19 protein-coding genes are annotated in these 18,177 nt (G+C 28.2%); 4 read left to right on the top strand and 15 right to left on the bottom strand.

Annotation, left to right across the window (positions count from 1 at the left end):
* Positions 1 to 4: 4 nt before the first annotated feature.
* The 13 genes from nusA to HCG70_RS02795 all read right to left on the bottom strand — a co-directional run bounded on the left by nusA (position 5) and on the right by HCG70_RS02795 (position 14,365).
* The gene (gene nusA / locus HCG70_RS02855) at positions 5 to 1,084 is read right to left on the bottom strand and encodes a transcription termination factor NusA (RefSeq protein ID WP_055275162.1); all 1,080 of its coding nucleotides are present in this window, start codon (positions 1,082 to 1,084) and stop codon (positions 5 to 7) included.
* Between the two features lie 17 nt (positions 1,085 to 1,101).
* Complete coding sequence (gene rimP, locus HCG70_RS02850; protein WP_042393837.1) at positions 1,102 to 1,560, bottom strand: ribosome maturation factor RimP; 459 nt, start codon at positions 1,558 to 1,560, stop codon at positions 1,102 to 1,104.
* Between the two features lie 286 nt (positions 1,561 to 1,846).
* The gene (locus HCG70_RS02845; protein ID WP_042393834.1) at positions 1,847 to 3,034 is read right to left on the bottom strand and encodes a pyridoxal phosphate-dependent aminotransferase; all 1,188 of its coding nucleotides are present in this window, start codon (positions 3,032 to 3,034) and stop codon (positions 1,847 to 1,849) included.
* Between the two features lie 21 nt (positions 3,035 to 3,055).
* Entirely contained in the window at positions 3,056 to 4,495 is a 1,440-nt protein-coding gene (gene lexA, locus HCG70_RS02840; RefSeq protein WP_221697464.1) for a transcriptional repressor LexA, read from the bottom strand.
* Positions 4,496 to 4,698: 203 nt separating this feature from the next.
* Positions 4,699 to 6,096 (bottom strand): NADPH-dependent glutamate synthase, encoded by a 1,398-nt coding sequence (gene gltA / locus HCG70_RS02835; protein WP_042393830.1) that lies wholly within the window; start codon positions 6,094 to 6,096, stop codon positions 4,699 to 4,701.
* Position 6,097: 1 nt separating this feature from the next.
* Positions 6,098 to 6,988, bottom strand: a complete 891-nt coding sequence (locus HCG70_RS02830; protein WP_055275164.1) for a sulfide/dihydroorotate dehydrogenase-like FAD/NAD-binding protein — start codon at positions 6,986 to 6,988, stop codon at positions 6,098 to 6,100.
* A 215-nt stretch (positions 6,989 to 7,203) separates the two neighbouring features.
* Positions 7,204 to 8,370, bottom strand: a complete 1,167-nt coding sequence (locus tag HCG70_RS02825; RefSeq protein ID WP_042393827.1) for an iron-containing alcohol dehydrogenase — start codon at positions 8,368 to 8,370, stop codon at positions 7,204 to 7,206.
* Between the two features lie 245 nt (positions 8,371 to 8,615).
* The gene (locus HCG70_RS02820) at positions 8,616 to 9,575 is read right to left on the bottom strand and encodes a bifunctional oligoribonuclease/PAP phosphatase NrnA (protein ID WP_055275166.1); all 960 of its coding nucleotides are present in this window, start codon (positions 9,573 to 9,575) and stop codon (positions 8,616 to 8,618) included.
* A gap of 95 nt (positions 9,576 to 9,670) precedes the next feature.
* Entirely contained in the window at positions 9,671 to 11,005 is a 1,335-nt protein-coding gene (locus tag HCG70_RS02815; RefSeq protein WP_195952870.1) for an extracellular solute-binding protein, read from the bottom strand.
* Positions 11,006 to 11,178: 173 nt separating this feature from the next.
* On the bottom strand, positions 11,179 to 12,006 hold the full coding sequence (locus HCG70_RS02810) for a carbohydrate ABC transporter permease (protein ID WP_042393818.1): 828 nt from the start codon (positions 12,004 to 12,006) through the stop codon (positions 11,179 to 11,181).
* 11 nt (positions 12,007 to 12,017) lie between these two features.
* Positions 12,018 to 12,884, bottom strand: coding sequence for a carbohydrate ABC transporter permease (locus tag HCG70_RS02805; RefSeq protein WP_042393816.1), 867 nt, complete (start codon positions 12,882 to 12,884; stop codon positions 12,018 to 12,020).
* Positions 12,878 to 13,921, bottom strand: coding sequence for an ABC transporter ATP-binding protein (locus HCG70_RS02800; RefSeq protein ID WP_042393814.1), 1,044 nt, complete (start codon positions 13,919 to 13,921; stop codon positions 12,878 to 12,880). Before HCG70_RS02800 ends, HCG70_RS02805 begins: the two co-directional genes overlap by 7 nt.
* A gap of 294 nt (positions 13,922 to 14,215) precedes the next feature.
* Entirely contained in the window at positions 14,216 to 14,365 is a 150-nt protein-coding gene (locus HCG70_RS02795; RefSeq protein ID WP_156327337.1) for a hypothetical protein, read from the bottom strand.
* Positions 14,366 to 14,541: 176 nt separating this feature from the next.
* On the opposite strand from HCG70_RS02795, the gene plsY reads away from it, so the two are divergent.
* The 4 genes from plsY to HCG70_RS02775 all read left to right on the top strand — a co-directional run bounded on the left by plsY (position 14,542) and on the right by HCG70_RS02775 (position 16,324).
* Positions 14,542 to 15,132, top strand: coding sequence for a glycerol-3-phosphate 1-O-acyltransferase PlsY (gene plsY / locus HCG70_RS02790; protein WP_042393811.1), 591 nt, complete (start codon positions 14,542 to 14,544; stop codon positions 15,130 to 15,132).
* A 57-nt stretch (positions 15,133 to 15,189) separates the two neighbouring features.
* Entirely contained in the window at positions 15,190 to 15,450 is a 261-nt protein-coding gene (locus HCG70_RS02785) for a DUF1294 domain-containing protein (RefSeq protein WP_042393808.1), read from the top strand.
* 188 nt (positions 15,451 to 15,638) lie between these two features.
* Positions 15,639 to 16,061 (top strand): hypothetical protein, encoded by a 423-nt coding sequence (locus tag HCG70_RS02780; protein ID WP_042393806.1) that lies wholly within the window; start codon positions 15,639 to 15,641, stop codon positions 16,059 to 16,061.
* 113 nt (positions 16,062 to 16,174) lie between these two features.
* Positions 16,175 to 16,324: a hypothetical protein gene (locus HCG70_RS02775; RefSeq protein ID WP_156327823.1), complete on the top strand. Its 150-nt coding sequence runs from the start codon at positions 16,175 to 16,177 to the stop codon at positions 16,322 to 16,324.
* A gap of 22 nt (positions 16,325 to 16,346) precedes the next feature.
* Here HCG70_RS02775 and HCG70_RS02770 read toward each other — a convergent pair whose 3' ends face one another.
* A complete protein-coding gene (locus HCG70_RS02770) occupies positions 16,347 to 17,153 on the bottom strand; it encodes a class I SAM-dependent methyltransferase (protein ID WP_052330565.1) in 807 nt (268 codons plus the stop codon).
* A gap of 78 nt (positions 17,154 to 17,231) precedes the next feature.
* Positions 17,232 to 18,143, bottom strand: coding sequence for an AEC family transporter (locus tag HCG70_RS02765; RefSeq protein WP_042393800.1), 912 nt, complete (start codon positions 18,141 to 18,143; stop codon positions 17,232 to 17,234).
* Between the last annotated feature and the right edge of the window lie 34 nt (positions 18,144 to 18,177).

The following is an 18,177-nucleotide window of genomic DNA, read 5'->3' as shown; positions in this document are numbered from 1 at the left end:
CCCCCTATTCTTCTATTGTTTCTGTTGTTTCTTGAGCTGCCTCTGCTTGTGACTTACTTTTAATATCTATTTTCCAGTTTGTTAATTTTGCAGCTAATCTTACATTTTGTCCTTCTTTACCAATAGCAAGTGATAATTGATTATCATCAACAACAACTTTTGCAGATTTATTTTCTTCATCAACAGTCACACTTAAAACTTTAGCTGGGCTTAAAGAACTTGCGATAAATTCTTCTGGATTCTTGCTCCATTTTATTATATCAATTTTTTCACCTTTAAGCTCGTTAACTATATTTTGAACTCTTGATCCCTTAGGTCCAACACATGCACCCATCGGATCAACATTTTCATCATGAGAAATAACTGCTATCTTACTTCTTGAACCAGCTTCTCTAGAGATACTCTTTATTTCAACAACACCTTCATATATTTCTGGCACTTCTAATTCAAATAATCTCTTAACTAGTCCTGGATGTGTTCTAGAAACTATAATTTGAGCTCCTTTTGGAGTATTTTTAACTTCAACAACATATAATTTAATTTTTTCATTAAACTTATATTTTTCTCTTGGAATTTGTTCATTTGGTCCAATTGCAGTTTCAAGTTTTCCAATATTAACAAAAACATTTCCCTTATCTTCTCTTAGAACTGTTCCAGTAATAATATCATATTCTTTTTCTTTATATTCACCATAGATTATGCTTCTTTCAGCTTCTCTAATTCTTTGAGTAACCACACCTTTAGCAAGTTGTGCTGCAACTCTTCCAAAATTCTTTGGAGTAACTTCAAAATCAACAATATCATCTAAGTCATAAGTAGGTTTTATTTCTTGAGCTTCTTCTAATCCTATTTCAGTAACATTATCAAAAACTTCTTCTACTACAACTTTTTGAGAATAAACGTGTATTTCACCGCTTTCTCTATCAATTGTTACTTTAACATTTTGTGCTGATGATGTTGGTCCAGCATAATTCTTCTTATATGCAGCAACTAATGCATCTTCTATTGTTGTGAATAATAAATCTTCACTAATACCTTTATCTTTTACTATTTCTTTAAGAGCACCTATAAACTCTTGGTTCATCTTAAATACCCTCCTTACTATATTTCCCCTTCAATATTTGCAGACTTAATTTTATCTTTAGGAATATTCATTAAGTTTTCTGCTTCAACAACTATACTATCATCATTAACTTCTTTTAAAATACCTTTAACATTCTTTTTCCCATCAATAGATTTAGTGAATCTAACCATTACTTCTCTTCCTATAAATCTCTTATAGTGATTTTCAGTAAATAAAGTTCTATTTAATCCTGGTGATGATACTTCTAAGAAATATGGATCTTTAATTGGATCCTTTTCATCCATAAGGTCACTAACTCTTCTTGAAAGAGCTTCACAATCACTTAAAGTGATGCCGCCATCTTTTTCTATATATATTCTTAAATAGAATTCTCCATTTTCCTTAACATATTCGATATGATATATATCATAGTTAAGTTCTTCTGCTATGGGATTAACCATTTCATAAATTTCATTAACTAAGGCATCAATTTTCATAATTATCCTCCTTTGCAATATTCAATTTTCAAGTAGTTTAAAAAATAGATATGTAAAAACGCAACTAAAAAAGTAGTTGCGTTCAAATAGAAAGAGCGGGAACCTGCCCCACTCTACATTTTTTAGCTATTAGTAAATTACTTCTTTATACATACTAACATACTTTACTAATAAATACAAGGGGCTAAGCAACATTTAAGTTCCCCATTTTAAACTTGCCCTAAATTCATTGTTTTTATTCACTAATAATTGTTAATATAAATAATTTTGCAAATTATAAAGCTATTTATTTTTTGTATTTCTCCATTAAGTTATCAAAAGCTTTCAATGATTTCTTTATCTTTTCATATGATATACAATAAGACAGTCTAAAATATCCAGGACATCCAAATGTTTTTCCTGGAACAGCTAAAATATTAAATTTCTTTGCTTCTTCACAGAATTTAACGTCATCATTAATTGGCGCCTTTGGAAATAAATAAAATGCTCCTTCCGGCTTCATACACTCAAATCCAATACTAATTAAATGATTATATAGTAAATCTCTATTTTTCTTATATATCTCAGCATCAACTTCTAAATTCAAACTTTCTTTAATTACCTTTTGGAAAAGAGATGGTGCATTAACAAAACCTAATATTCTATTTGCTATATTTAATGAAGAAACTATTTCTTTGAAACCATTAATTTTAGGGTTAACAACAACATACCCTATTCTTTCACCTGGTAATGATAATGACTTGCTATATGAATATCCAATAAATGAATTATCATAATATTTTAATACGCATGGAACTTTTGCATTATCATATACAATCTCCCTATATGGTTCATCAGAAATTAAATATATATCCTGTTTGAATTCCTCTTCCTTTTCTCTCAATATATTTGATAATTGTTGAATAGTATCTTCACTATATATAACCCCACTTGGATTGTTAGGAGAATTTATAATAATAGCTTTAGTATTTTGACTAATTTCATTTTTCAACTCTTTTAAGTTTAGTTGAAAGCTATTAGTATCTGCTGATATAACCTTAACTTTACCATCAAAATTTTTTACATAATTAATATACTCACCAAAAAAAGGTGCAAATACAATTACCTCATCACCTGGATTTAATAAACTCTTTAAAATAATATTTAATCCCCCTGCTGCTCCGCATGTCATAACAATATTTTCATAATTTAGTTCTATACTATTTTTTTCTTTTATATTTCTAGCTATAGCTTCTCTAACATCTTCATAACCTGAGTTATTCATATATCCATGTACTGTATTAGGTTTTTCTTCATTTAATATTTTAATAATTATATCCTTTATCTCATTAGGTGGTTCCACATTAGGATTGCCTATACTATAATCAAAAATATTCTCTTCTCCATAAATACTTGAAAGTCTTTTTCCTTCTTCAAACATTGCCCTAATTGTAGAACTATTTTCAACCATAGTTTTCATCTTTTTAGAAATCATTTTTAGCCCCCCCATAATATATTAATTTAGCTTATTTTTAATAACACCTATTGCTACACCTAAAATACTTACTTCCTTGCCTTCTAAATAAATTTCACTATATTTAGGATTTGCAGGAACTAACATAGGTGCTTCACCATTTAATTTTAATGTTTTAAGCGTTGCTTCACCATCTAAACTAGCAGCAACGATTTCATTATTATAAGCAGTATTTTGTCTCTTAATTACCACCATATCCCCATCATTTATATTTTTATCGATCATACTATCTCCTTTAACATGAAGTATAAAAGTATCTTTCCCTTTCTCCAACCATCCTTTTGGTAAAAGGAACTTCTCCAACACTTCTTCATTAATTTCAATAGGATTACCTGCTGCTATGTCATTATATACATCAACTTCTTCTAATTCCTCTTCAGAAAAGACTGTATTATCATTAAGATAAATTTCTTTTTTAGGCGATGAATTATCTAAATTAAAATCAACAATATTTTTATATTTTAAATTTATATATTCATATTTATCAATAAATGTATTTTTCATATTATCTTGGTCAATAAACTCTTTTTTAAAAGCAAAGCTTTTCCCTTTAAAATCAGCTCCAAGAGTTTTTAACTTTCTTCCTTTTACTAGCCAACACATATCATCACTGCTTTTATCATTATTTATAATAAAAACAAATGAAGAATATAAACAATTGGCATATATACTTTTTGCAAATTCAATTTGTCCTTTAGTTAAACTTTCTACATTATCCAAAACTATGTGAGTGTATTTATTATTATTATTATTTTCTTTTGCATATTTAATTGCAAAGCTAGTCTCATCATAAATATCATAAAATCCATTATCTATTAATAAATCATTGTATACTTTCTTTAATGAATAAATAGCTTCTCTAGTAAAAGAATTTCTAATAATTCTATATTTTCTACCTTTTCTTTCTACTTCATTATATTCCTCTTTTGTGAAATTACATGATTTAATCCACATAATTTCATTATAAAGCTCCTCAGCAGAAATTTTATTTAAAACTTTTGATTTCTTTAAAAATCCATTCATTTTTTCATTAAATTCTACACTATTTAATAACTCAAATCCTTTATCAAAAGAAACTAATTCCAAATTCAAACCATTTAACTTCAAATACTTATTTGAATATTCTTTTATCAACGAATCTATTAAATTAAACTCTACTCTTCTGGTACTTAAAGAAAATAAAGAATAAAATTCACTTTCTTTACTTATATTCTCATATAAATTATTATTATTAATTAATTCATTAGAATTTGAAGATAAAAATAATACTTTATCATCTTTATATAAACAATAATTATTTTCTAAATTTATAACTCTATGTAAAGCTGTTATAGTCTTTCCTGTTAATGATTTTCCTTTCATTAATGAAAAGCCCATATTTTTGTTTTTTATAAACCTATTTTGCACTTTAGTTAATTTCATTTTTCCACCTACTGCTACTTCCCATTATTATAAAGAAAAACCCCAAAGAAAGAAAATAACTTTGGAGTTATAAACTAAATTCTCTTATCTAGCGGCATATCCATTGTTATCTTCACACCAAAGAATCGATAGTATTACAACGGCTAGCCATTAGATAAGATAATTTTATTAATTTATTATTAAAAAGTCAATGAATTTTGTAGTTATTTGTTGCTTAAATACTCATCTATTGCAGCAGCTGCTTTTTTACCTGCTCCCATTGCTAAAATAACTGTTGCAGCACCTGTAACAGCATCTCCACCAGCATATACACCTTCCTTAGTAGTAAGTCCAGTTTCTTCGTCTGCAATGATACATTTCCACTTATTAGTTTCTAATCCCTTAGTTGTTGATGAAATCAAAGGATTTGGTGATGTACCTAAAGACATGATAACAGTATCTACATCCATAATAAACTCTGAACCTTCTTTTACTACAGGTCTTCTTCTACCCGAATCATCTGGTTCTCCTAATTCCATTTCAACACACTTCATACCTTTAACCCATCCATTTTCATCGCATATAATTTCAGTTGGATTTGTTAATACATCAAAGATAACACCTTCTTCTTTAGCATGATGTACTTCTTCTAATCTTGCTGGAAGCTCTTCTTCACTTCTTCTATATACAATATGTGTTTCTGCTCCAAGTCTTAATGCAGTTCTAGCTGCATCCATAGCAACATTTCCACCACCTACAACAGCAACTCTCTTTCCCACTTTTACTGGAGTATGATATTCCTCTTTAAATGCTTTCATTAAATTTACTCTTGTTAAAAACTCATTAGCTGAAAATACTCCATTAGCATTTTCACCTGGAATACCCATAAATTTAGGAAGACCTGCACCTGACCCTATAAATATTGCATCAAATCCTTCATCTTCAATTAAAGAATCTACTGTAACTGTTCTTCCTACAACTACGTTAGTTTCAATATTAACTCCTAGTTTTTTAATATTATCTATTTCATGCTTTACAACCTCATCCTTTGGTAATCTAAACTCCGGAATACCATAAACTAAAACTCCACCTGGCTCATGTAAAGCTTCAAAAATTGTAACATCATACCCCTTTTTAGCTAAATCACCAGCACATGTAAGTCCTGCAGGACCTGAACCTATTACTGCAATTTTTTTACCCTTAGAATCTTCTTTTTCAGAAAGATCTATGTTATTCTTCCTAGCCCAATCAGCCGTGAATTTTTCTAATTTTCCTATAGCTACTGGCTCACCTTTTATACCTAAAATACATTTACCTTCACATTGTGATTCCTGAGGACACACTCTACCACATACTGCAGGTAATGCACTATATTTAGCTATTTCTTTAGCTGCTCCTTCTATATTTTTTTCCTTAAGTTCTGATATAAATGCTGGTATATTTATAGATACAGGACATCCGCTGACACATTTAGGATTTTTACATCCTAAGCACCTGCTTGCTTCATTAAAAGCTCGCTCTTCATCATATCCTAAACATACCTCTTTAAAATTTTTCGCTCTTACACTTGCTTCTTGTTCAACAACAGGTATTCTTTTCATTCTATCAACTACATTATTCATACTAATTATGACCTCCGCATCCGCAACCTTCTCTATGATGTGTGTCGCCTTCTTCAATTTTTAATAATTCTCTTCCTTCTTCACTCTTATATAGAGTTTGTCTTCTCATGCTTTCATCAAAATCCACAAGATGGCCATCAAATTCTGGTCCATCAACACAAGCAAATTTAACTTCATTTCCAACAGTTACTCTACACGCACCACACATACCTGTTCCATCTACCATAATAGGATTTAAACTAACTGTAGTCTTTATACCTAATTCTTTAGTAAGAGCACTCATAAACTTCATCATAATCATAGGTCCAATTACAACCGCATGGTTGTATTCTTTCTCATTATTTTCAACTAAATCTGTTAAACAATCTGTAACTCTTCCATTAAATCCGTATGATCCATCATCAGTTGAAATATATAAATTTTTAGCAACCTTTCTCATTTCATCTTCTAAAATTATAAGGTCTTTAGTTCTTGCTCCAATAATAACATCAACATCAATACCATGTTCATAGAACCACTTTACTTGAGGATATACTGGAGCTGCCCCCACTCCTCCAGCAACAAATATAATCTTAGATTTCTTAAGTTCACTTAATTCCTCATGAATAAATTCACTTGGTTGACCTAACGGTCCTACAAAATCTTCTACATAATCACCAACTTCGTATTTGGCTAACTCTTTAGTTGCATAACCTACTGTTTGAAAAACAATAGTTACTGTTCCATTTTCTCTGTCATAATCTGCTATAGTTAGTGGAATTCTTTCTCCCTTATCATTATTTTTAATAATAATAAATTGCCCTGGTTGAGCAGATCTAGCTACTCTAGGAGCCTCAATATCCATTAAATAAATATTTTCAGTTAATAATCTTTTACTTGTTATTTTATACACCTTAATAACCCCCTAAAATTTTCTTAAGTATTTATATAATATTTTTTATTAACACTCTATATTAAAAATTAAGAGTTAGTAGTTTTAAGTTAGTAGTTAAGATTGAAACTACTTTTGAAGTTTCATAATAATATATTTTAAAATCCAACTCAGCTGAATTTTAACCTCAACTACTAACCACTAACTACTAACTCCTAAGTCTTAAATCCAAACTATTAAAAGTCTACTTTATTTCCATAGAATGTACATGAAAGTAATCTTTCCATTGTTTCATCATCGATTTCTCTTGGATTAGATCCAGTGCATGCATCTAAAACTGCATTATGAGCTATATGTTTTACATTAGCTAGGAATTCTTCTTCAGTAACTCCATATTCTTTCATAGTTGCTGGAATATTAAGTTCCTTATTAAATTCATTTATTTTTTCAATTAATGAATCTGTTAATTCACTATTTGTTTGCCCTTCTAATTTTAATACTCTTGCTATATTTGCATATCTATCTTCACATACAGATCTATTATATTGAATAACATATGGTAAGAAAATTGCGTTTGCACACCCATGAGGAATATGGAATACGGCCCCTATTTTATGTGCCATAGAATGTACTATTCCTAATAAAGCATTACTAAATGCCATACCTGCTAAACATTGAGCTTCATGCATTAAATTTCTTGCCTCTTTATCTCCAGCAAAAGATTTAACTAAATTTTCATCAACCATTTCAATTGCCTTTAATGCTAATGGATCAGTGAAATTAGATTTTAATGATGCTGTATATGCCTCAATTGCATGTGTTAATGCATCCATCCCTGTATGTGCAACAAGTTTAGCAGGCATAGTTTGCGCTAAATCTGGATCAACTATTGCTATATCTGGTGTTATATTGAAATCAGCTAAAGGATATTTAATTTTTGCTTTATAATCAGTAATTACAGAAAATGCTGTAACTTCAGTTGCTGTTCCTGAAGTAGATGGTATTGCAACAAATTTTGCTTTTTGTCTAAGTTCAGGTAATCCAAATGGTACAACAGCTTGTTCAAAAGTAAAGTCTGGATATTCATAGAAAATCCACATTGCTTTTGCTGCATCTATAGGTGAACCTCCACCCATAGCCACTATCCAATCTGGCTCAAACTCTCTCATAACAGCAGCTCCATCCATAACAGTTTCAACTGATGGATCTGGTTCAACACCTTCTATTAATTTAACTTCTAATCCAGCTTCCTTCAAATAGCTTTCAACCTTATCTAAGAATCCAAATCTCTTCATTGATCCGCCGCCTACGACTACTACAGCTTTTTTCCCTTTCAATGTCTTTAGGACCTCTAAAGAGCCCTTTCCATGATAAATGTCTCTTGGTAATGTAAATCTTGCCATTTTCTCTCCTCCTAAAAATCCTCTTTTTCATCTCTAAATCTAAAATAAATTCTATAAATCTACCCTATAAAAAGAATTTATTTTAAAATTTACACCTTTTAATTTAATATATTACTGTTAAGTAAATATAATTTAATTATACCATAAAATTACTATTTGAAAATATTTTTACATAAAAATATACCTAAAGACAATTATTTAAAATTTTGTCCTTAGGTACTTTTTTATCATACTATATATATTTTTTATTTACTATTATTAAACTGTCTGCAATTTTCATCAAAAGCTTTTATTATCTCATCAACTTTTTCCCAATTTGCTAATGATGCACCTGCTGCAAACATATGACCACCGCCACCAAAACTTGCTGCTATATCATTCACTCTAGGCCCATTAGATCTAAATTCACAGAATATACCATTCTCTTCTTTTTCAACAAAGAAGTTCCAATTAATTATTCCAGCTGTATCTTGAAGCGCATTTACCATTCTAACAGCCTTCATTGTTTCTAAGTTATATTCTCTAACAACTTCTTTAGGAACTTTTAAGTATGCCATTCCATTTTCAGTAGTCTTATAATTACTATAAATATATCCTAAAAATTTAAGTTCATTTTCTTCACGTCTATACATATTTGCATATATGTCTTTAGTTTCTAAATCATATGTTATTTTTGATAATTTCTTAAATAATTCCGTAGGATTTTCAACATATAAAAATCTTCCTGTATCTCCAATAATTCCTGTATATAATGCCTTTCTTCCCTTTTTATCAATCTTAAGTTTATCACAATTATTTAGATATAAATCTAATATCATTTCACTACAAGACGAATAGTTTGTATCAACCCAAGTTAAATTTTCAAAAGGAGCATCAAAAGGTTTATGATGATCTATTTTAATTATATATCCACATTTATTAAATGATTGATTGTCTACTCTTGGAGCATTTGCAACATCCACAATAATAGCTAAGCACTCTTTATCTAAATCAATTTCTTCATCCATTGTATTTATATATTCTAAATTTTTAGAGTGTTCACCTAAAATAACAACTTTTTTATCTGGATATGTATTATTTATTATACTTTTTAATGCTGTTTGAGAACTATATGAATCAGGGTCTGGAAACACATGCCTAAATATTGCAATTGTCTCAAACTCTTCAATTTTATTAATAATTTCCTTCATTAATTTTTCTTTCATAATTAATTACCTCCTTAATTGATAATTATATTAATAATTTCTAGAAAAACACCCTACTTAGATAGCTAAGTAGGGTAATAATTGTATTAATTCTTTTATTGACGACTTATAGAAGTTTCAACTTGAGAATTCATTTCTTTTAACATTGCTTCTACATCATCAGATGTTCCAGTAACATATGAAGCATATTTTTCTTCTGCTACTGTTCTAGCTGATTGAGCATTATTTACAGCTGGTGTAAAGTAAGCATAATTTAAAGAAGTATTTGCTACATCATAAATCTTACCATATAAAGAAGTAGTATCAGCTAAAACATCTTGAACAATTGAAGAATCTAAAGCTGATTTTCTTACTGGTAAATATCCAGTACCAGTAGCAAACTTAGCAGTGTTTTCAGTGTTTGTTGCAAACTTTATAAATTCATAAGCTGCATATTGAGCTTCTGCAGAAACATCATTTGTAACAAATAATGATGCACCTTGTTGTATAACAGCTTTATCTTTACCTTCAAAATGTGGAACTTCTACTACTGCAATTTCAAAAGCACCATTAGTGTTTATGTGTGCAAAACCTGCAGATGATCCTTGATAAGCTAATAATTTTTGGTTTGAAAATGGACCTGATAAGAATTTATCTTCACCTGGAACTCTAAAAGCACCACTTTGAGTCTTATCTCTAAAGAATTGCATAAATTCTTTAGACCAATCATTATTAACATTTATTTTTCCATCTAACTCAACGAAATCTTTACCTTCTTCTTTTAATGATGAAATAAATGCATTCGAGCTTGAATCAAAACCAAATCCTGGTATTCCTAATTCATCATATGCTTTTTGAGAAATTTCAGCTAATTTTTCAAAAGTTAAATCTTTTAAATCATCAACAGTATAACCTAATTGCTCTAATAAGTTTTTATTTACATATAAAACTTCAGTAGATTTAGTCATAGGTAATCCATAAATTTTATTATTTCCCCATTGTGATAACTCTTTAATAAAGTCTGGAATGAAATCATTTTCAATATCCTCTTTCATTCCTATTGAAGAATCATTTACATATGGAGTTAAATCAACAACTTTATTTTCATTGATTAATCCTGTTGCAGCATCTGGATAAACATTAATTATTGCTGGTAATGTATTTGATTGTGATGCAGCAATAACTTTCTTGTTTAAATCGGTAATACTCCCTTGGCTAGATGCAGTAACTGTTATACCTTTTCCATTTGTTGCATTGAAATCATCTACTATAGTTTGTAAAATTTCAGCTTGTTTACCATTCATATAGTGCCACATTTCAATTGATACTGGTTGTGTTAACTCAGTAACAATCTCAGCTTTTTCACTTGATGAATTATTACTTCCGCAACCAGTTAATGCTGTAACTGCAACTACTGCAGTCATTAAAGATGCTAATAATCTTCTTTTCATTTGTTTCACCTCTAAAACCTTAAATATATATATATTTTTTATAATAAAAGATAATTAAAAGTTAAAATATAAATTTCATAACCAAACTATATAATAAATTACTTTAAAAGTACTAAATTCAGCTAATACTTTAACTTTTAAAATATCTTTCACCTACATAACTAATTATTGTATTATCCCTTAGTTCCCCCAATAGAAATTCCATTCATAATCTTCTTGTGTAAGAACAAGTAAACTATAACTATCGGCATTGTAATTATTGTTGAAGCTGCCATTAATAATTCATATCTATTTCCAACATCTGATTGGAATGCAGTTAATCCATTTGCAAGTAATCTCATGTTATCACTATTAGTTACTAATAATGGCCATAAGAAAGCATTCCATGAATTTATACCAACTAAAATACATATTGTTATTATTGATGGTTTAGCCATAGGTACAACTATTTTCCATAAGAACTTCCAATCACTTGCTCCATCAACTTTTGCAGCATAATAAAGTTGCTTTGGAATCTTTAAGAAGAATTCTCTAAGCATATATATGTATAATACATTAGCCATGTATGGCACAAATAATGCACTATAACTATCTATCATTTTTAACGCTGAAATTGTCTTAAAGTTTGTTACTATAAGAACTTCACCTGGAATCATCATTGAAGCCAAGAAAATTGAAAATATTAAATCTCTTCCCTTAAATTCAAGATGTGAAAAAGCAAAGGCTGATAGTATCGCAATTACTACAGTTGTAACAATACTTAAAGCTGTTACTATTATTGTATTTATAAAATATCTCCCAAAAGGAGCCATTGAAAATGCCGTGCTAAAATTACTCCACATAAACTTTTCAGGCACCATAGTTGGTGGTGTTTGAATAACTTCAAAGCTTGATTTTAATGAAGATGCTATCATCCAATAAAATGGGAACAGCGTTATTATAGCAAAGGCAACTAATAAGAAGTATTTAATGGCTGCTTTTATATTATTCTTAGTTTTCATTTTTACACCTCTTAGTAATGAATCTTATTACGCGCTACAGTTTTTTGAACTAAAGTTACTGTTAATATAATAATTAAAAGAACAACTGAAGCTGCAAATGCTAATGGGAAATCCTGATCTCCATAGAATCTATCTATTATATATCTAACCACCGTTGATACTGCACCATCTAAAGTACGTCCCCCAAATAAAACATAAACCTCAGTATAAACCTTAAATGCTGCAATTAAACTTATAACATATGTATATGCAATCATAGGTGAAACTAATTTAACAGTTATTTTTCTAAATATTGTTCCACTAGTTGCTTGGTCAATCTTCGCTGCTTGATAATATTGTGGATTAATTGAAGCTATTCCTGTTGTTAAAATCAACGTATTGAAAGCTAAACTTTTCCAAACTGCAAAAATTATTAATGCTATCATCGCATACTTAGGATCATTTAACCAGTTTATAGGGCTAATCCCTACCTTACCTAAAATAAAATTAATTATTCCATATTCTGAATTAAATAACCATGACCACACTATTCCTATTGCAACAAGCGATGTTACATATGGTAAGAAATATATACTTTGGAACATCCCTCTTACCTTTTCATTTTTTATGTTTGCTAAGGCATTTGCAATTAATAAAGATATAATTACTGATAAAGCTGGTACAATAGCAGCATAAATTACTGTATTAAATAAAGATTGTATAAATCTCTTATCTTGAAATAAGTATTTGTAAGATCCAAATCCAAAAACAAATCCTTTAGCTTTTGTTTCATCAAAGCTAAAAATAATAGTATTTATTATAGGATAAAATACAAAAATACCTAATATTAAAATTGCAGGCAATAAGTATAAATATCCTTTTCTATTTTTCTTTAACATTTTGCTATGAACTCCTCACTTTCAGAGTCAAATACATAACTCTTACCATTCTTAGGCCTAATCGTTAAGTCTGCACCTTCATCAATAAAGAATTCCTTATCAACTAGCATTTTATACTCTTTTCCTTTATGGTCTAAAGTTAATAATCTTTCTCTACCTAATATCTCTACTGTAACTACTTTAGTTTGAAGTCCTTTTTCTGCAACTTCAAAATCTTCAGCTCTTACTCCAAGTATTACCTTATTCTTATTTTTTGGTAAGTTTTCAATTGTTAAAGTATCTAAATTTCCTACTCCATCTTTTAAATCAATATCAATAAAGTTCATTTCTGGACTTCCTATAAATGAAGCAACAAACTTATTAACTGGGTTCATATAAATATCTGTTGGTGATGAAACTTGCTGAATTGCTCCGTCTTTCATTAATACTATTTCATCTGATATACACATAGCCTCTTCTTGGTCATGTGTTACAAATATAGCTGTAACCCCTGTTTCTTTTTGTATTCTTCTTATTTCTTGTCTTGTTTCAACCCTTAACTTTGTATCTAAGTTTGATAAAGGTTCATCTAAAAGTAGAATTTCTGGTTTCTTTGCTAAAGCTCTTGCTATAGCAACTCTTTGCTGTTGTCCCCCTGAAAGCTGAGATGGCTTTTTATCTAGTTGATCCGCTATTTTTACTATTTTAGCAACTTCAACTACTCTCTTTTCAGCTTCTTGCTTATCCCACTTTAAATTTTTTAAAGGGAATAATATATTTTCTCTTACTGTCATATGTGGATATAGTGCATAGTTTTGAAAAACAAGCCCTATTCCAAGTTGTTCCGGTTCTAAACCTGTTACATCTCTATCTCCAAAAAATATCTTTCCACTAGAAGGCTTATGTATTCCAGAAATCGTAAATAATGTAGTAGATTTCCCTGAACCAGATGGACCCAATAATGAAACTAGCTTTCCTTTTGGTATTTGTAATGTAACGTCATTAATTGCTTTAAAGTCTCCAAATTTTACAACTAGGTTTTCTAGTCTTATTCCCATTGATAATTCACCTCATGTTTTTCTAATACAATCCTAAAAATGCGTAAACATTTTTTCGCACCGTTACAGAATACGACATTTTATTAGCATTTGTCAACATTTTTTACTCTTGTATTATCCTCATTTTTTTATGCATTTTATTAAAATTAATTTTTTATGCTAAATTAGCTAAATATAAATTATATTTTTCTTTTTTTCCCAATTTACACCCTTGTTATTTACATATTTTATATTTTCCTAAATATCTAAAATTTATGTTTACCATTTTTTACTTAATTAAGCTTTATTTTTTTATTATTTCGATAATTTACCAACTATCTCTTTAGCTCCACTTTCAATTTTTTTACAAAAATACCTATAAAAATTTTTACCCAAATTAAGATTTTCCAAAACAGCGTCACAAGCAATAAATGTAATAATAGCTATATCATCCCATCTATTCATAAAATACTCCTCATTATATTTATCTTATATTGTATTATATGCTGGTTATTTCTTTGTTGTTATTATAACCCTTTAATATTTCAATTTTTTCCACAAATAAAAAACTAAATATTACTTGCATATTTTAACATTCTTAAATATTATATTTATGTAAAGATATATATAAGGAGGTACCCATGTTAGCATTACTAGTTATTTTTTCTTATTTAATGGGATCAATTCCAACTGGCTATATTTTAGTTAAAAAAACTCTTAACAAAGATGTAAGAGATTATGGAAGTGGAAATATTGGAGCAACAAATGTTAAAAGAGTTGCCGGGGACAAGCTTTCAAAAATCACTGCAATATGTGATATGTTAAAAGCTATTATTCCTGTTTTATTAACAAGAATTTTAATTTGGACTGATATTTTACAAACTAACGAAAGCTTAAGCTTATCATTAGTTGCTATAGCTGCTATATTAGGTCATAATTACACAATATTTTTAAAATTTAAAGGCGGAAAAGGTGTTGCTACTTCTGCAGCTGCATTCATGGTTGCATTACCAATTCCATTTTTAATTACAGCAGTTGTATTTTTTGGTTTAAAACTATTTACTAAGATAGTTTCAATTCGCTCATTATCTGCTGGTGTAACTTTATTTATCTCAACTTTATTACTTGGCTATGACAAATATTATGTATGTGCAACTTTATTTGCTTGCATACTTGTTTTTTGGAGACATAAAAGTAATATTGTAAGATTAGCTAAAGGCCAAGAAAAGTAAATCTATAAAAAACACTGAATAATATGCCTCAGTGTTTTTTATTTTTTAGGAGGTTATATGAATTTAAAACTTATTTATTTTTTATTAATAAACCTATTACTATTTATTTTAATGGGTATAGATAAAAGAAAAGCAGTTACAAACAAATGGAGAATAAAAGAAAAAACACTATTTATTTTATGCCTTTTAGGTGGAAGTATTGGTGGAATAATCGGAATGTATACTTTCAGACATAAAACTAAACATTTGAAATTTAAAATAGGATTTCCATTTATTTTTTTAGTTCAATTTATACTTGTATTATATACTACAAAATAAAAGACGTTGCATTTTTTATTGCAACGCCCCATAATCAATCATTAGTTACACATGTAACTAAGTGATTACAATTTTATATTATCCTATTATTAATTTTTTATTCACCATTTGTTCTTATATTTTAAATTGTACAACCTTTGAATTTATATTATAATTATAAAAAAACTTATATAATTAGGGGTGATTATATGAACTTTTTAAATGGTACTTATGGATTTGATTTATTATCTATAGTACTTGTTTTATTATCTTTTATACTTAATATATTTGATATAACAAGAGTTTTAGGTATTATTGTATTTGCATATGCAATATATAGAGCTTTTTCAAAAAAAATATATAAAAGAAAAGAAGAATATAATGTATTTTATACATACACAAATAAACTATTAAATAAATTCGGTAAATCTATACCTTATAACTTACAAAACTATGATTTAAATAATATCTCATTTTTATTTGGTAGAATAAAACAAAAGTACACTCAATTTCGTGATTATAAGATTACCAAATGTCCTAATTGTGGTCAAAAATTAAGACTTCCAAGAAGAAAAGGTAAGATTGTCGTTACGTGCAAAAAATGCTCTACTAAATTTGACTTTAGAACATAAAAAGGGATACTGTAGCAAAATTTATTTTTCTACAGTATCTTTTATTTTATAAATAATTAAGATAAATATGTGGGATATTAATATTATATAATTTTATTTTTATGGAGGTTATTATGAAAAAATCATTATTCATTATCCCATTATTATTTATAAGTTTATCTTTTAATTTCATTAATACATACTCTACTAAACAAATAAATAAAAATATTCAAAATAATATTTATACACCTAAAAGTGTTCCTTCTAAATGGTGGTATAATTAATTTAAAAGGGTTCTTACCCTTTTTATGTTATTATAGGCTTTTGACCTTTTGCAATTAAATTCAAAAAAATTATTGTGCAATTTTCCCTTTCTTTTTTGTCACAGCACATTTTCATTATCTTACCCAATCTAGGATTATTCCTGCTAACAATTTTGATTAATTCTGGAGGAACATTATCAACTCCAATAATATTCTGTATTCCAACCAAGTCACTGTGGATTGTTACTGCTTCAAAATCTAACTTATCAAATCCTTCATACTTTAAAATTTTCAAAAGTTTTCTACCAATTTCTCTGTTCCATTTAGCTCTTCTCTCTATTTGACTTATAAACCCTCTTCCACTTTTAAATAAAATATCAGGTTCACTTACCCCATAAAGCCCCCTATCTGAATCAATAATGGCAACTATTCCACCTGGTTTCAATAATTTATATATTTCTCTTGTTGCAGCTAAAGGTTTTTCTAAATGCTGATATACAAACCTACAAATAATAAAATCAAAAGAATTTTCCTTTAATCCACTATTCAAAATTGATCCATACTTAAAATTTAACCTTTCACTAGGATAATCTTTCAACCTATCTTTTGCTATAGATAATAAATTTTTATCTATTTCTAAACCCGTTATTTCACTATTAGGTAAATTTTCTAATAACAATTCAGTATATGAACCTGGTCCAGAACCAACATCTAATATTTTCATTCCATCTTTTAGCCCTAACCATTTAAGAGCTCTAAATTCTTTACTCCACCCCAGCTTAGCTTGAGTTTCTAATCTATTTACCTCATTGTTCAATCCAATAATATCATAAATTGAATTATAACTCACTTTAATCTCCTTTTAAGATTACTTATAAATATCCTATGATGATCATATTATATTTGTTCATAAATAATTATCATTTCTCTAAAGTATAAAATTAAGCAATATCGGAAATGTAATAACTGAAAATAAAGTAGTTATAAATACAATTACTGCTGAATATTCACTTTCCTTATCAAAGCTTTCTGCTAATATAGATGTCATAGCTGCAGCTGGCATTGCAGTTACTATTATCAATGTCTTAATTACTAAAGAAGTATCTTTAAGTAACCTTGAAATTAAAATTAATATACATGGCATAATTATTAATTTCAAAAATGCGCTATAATAAATTGTTTTATCCTTTAAATATGAAATTATTTTCGCATTTCCAAGTATAACACCAACTATTATCATAGACAGTGGTGAAGTCATATTTCCAACTAAATCTAATGTAGAAGATAAAACACTAGGAATATCAAAACCAAAAATCATAATTATTAATCCAATAAACACTGCAACTATAGCTGGATTTAACAATACTTTTTTTATATCCTCTCTTTTCATTTTCCCATTAAATAAAATAACTCCATATGTCCATAAAAAAGCAGTAAAAAATAAATTAAATATAGAAGCATATATTACTCCTTCATTTCCATATATACTAAACACTATAGGAAAGCCAATAAATCCACAATTAGAAAACACATTTGCAAATTGTATTATTATCTTTTTTTCACCTTTGATTGGTATAAGAAGTATATACGATATAACTATTGAAATAATTAAAACCAATGGACTATATATAAAACATCTAATAATGTTATCTTTTAACTCGTCACTTAAATCAAATATAAATGATGATACTACAAGACATGGTAATGTAATTTTAAGAAGAATATTAGTTAAACCTTTATTTATTTCTTTAGTTATTATTCTTTTCTTAGCAGCATATACCCCTACTAATATTATTAAAAATAATGATATTACTCCATTAACTATAACTGACAAATCCATTTAAAATCTCCTTTCTTTTCCAATTTAATTATTA

The sequence above is a fragment of the Clostridium sp. K04 genome (assembly GCF_019734375.1).
Classification (GTDB): Bacteria; Bacillota; Clostridia; order Clostridiales; family Clostridiaceae; genus Clostridium; species Clostridium saudiense.
Note: the sequence above shows the minus strand (reverse complement) of the source record. Positions and strands in the feature narration are given on the sequence as shown.

Bases quoted from the DNA above. Each gene is read 5' to 3' on its own strand.
- nusA (WP_055275162.1), bottom strand. From the start codon at position 1,084: ATGAACCAAGAGTTTATAGGTGCTCTTAAAGAAATAGTAAAAGATAAA.
- rimP (WP_042393837.1), bottom strand. From the start codon at position 1,560: ATGAAAATTGATGCCTTAGTTAATGAAATTTATGAAATGGTTAATCCC.
- HCG70_RS02845 (WP_042393834.1), bottom strand. From the start codon at position 3,034: ATGATTTCTAAAAAGATGAAAACTATGGTTGAAAATAGTTCTACAATT.
- lexA (WP_221697464.1), bottom strand. From the start codon at position 4,495: ATGAAATTAACTAAAGTGCAAAATAGGTTTATAAAAAACAAAAATATG.
- gltA (WP_042393830.1), bottom strand. From the start codon at position 6,096: ATGAATAATGTAGTTGATAGAATGAAAAGAATACCTGTTGTTGAACAA.
- HCG70_RS02825 (WP_042393827.1), bottom strand. From the start codon at position 8,370: ATGGCAAGATTTACATTACCAAGAGACATTTATCATGGAAAGGGCTCT.
- HCG70_RS02820 (WP_055275166.1), bottom strand. From the start codon at position 9,575: ATGAAAGAAAAATTAATGAAGGAAATTATTAATAAAATTGAAGAGTTT.
- HCG70_RS02815 (WP_195952870.1), bottom strand. From the start codon at position 11,005: ATGAAAAGAAGATTATTAGCATCTTTAATGACTGCAGTAGTTGCAGTT.
- HCG70_RS02810 (WP_042393818.1), bottom strand. From the start codon at position 12,006: ATGAAAACTAAGAATAATATAAAAGCAGCCATTAAATACTTCTTATTA.
- HCG70_RS02805 (WP_042393816.1), bottom strand. From the start codon at position 12,884: ATGTTAAAGAAAAATAGAAAAGGATATTTATACTTATTGCCTGCAATT.
- HCG70_RS02800 (WP_042393814.1), bottom strand. From the start codon at position 13,921: ATGGGAATAAGACTAGAAAACCTAGTTGTAAAATTTGGAGACTTTAAA.
- HCG70_RS02795 (WP_156327337.1), bottom strand. From the start codon at position 14,365: ATGAATAGATGGGATGATATAGCTATTATTACATTTATTGCTTGTGAC.
- plsY (WP_042393811.1), top strand. From the start codon at position 14,542: ATGTTAGCATTACTAGTTATTTTTTCTTATTTAATGGGATCAATTCCA.
- HCG70_RS02785 (WP_042393808.1), top strand. From the start codon at position 15,190: ATGAATTTAAAACTTATTTATTTTTTATTAATAAACCTATTACTATTT.
- HCG70_RS02780 (WP_042393806.1), top strand. From the start codon at position 15,639: ATGAACTTTTTAAATGGTACTTATGGATTTGATTTATTATCTATAGTA.
- HCG70_RS02775 (WP_156327823.1), top strand. From the start codon at position 16,175: ATGAAAAAATCATTATTCATTATCCCATTATTATTTATAAGTTTATCT.
- HCG70_RS02765 (WP_042393800.1), bottom strand. From the start codon at position 18,143: ATGGATTTGTCAGTTATAGTTAATGGAGTAATATCATTATTTTTAATA.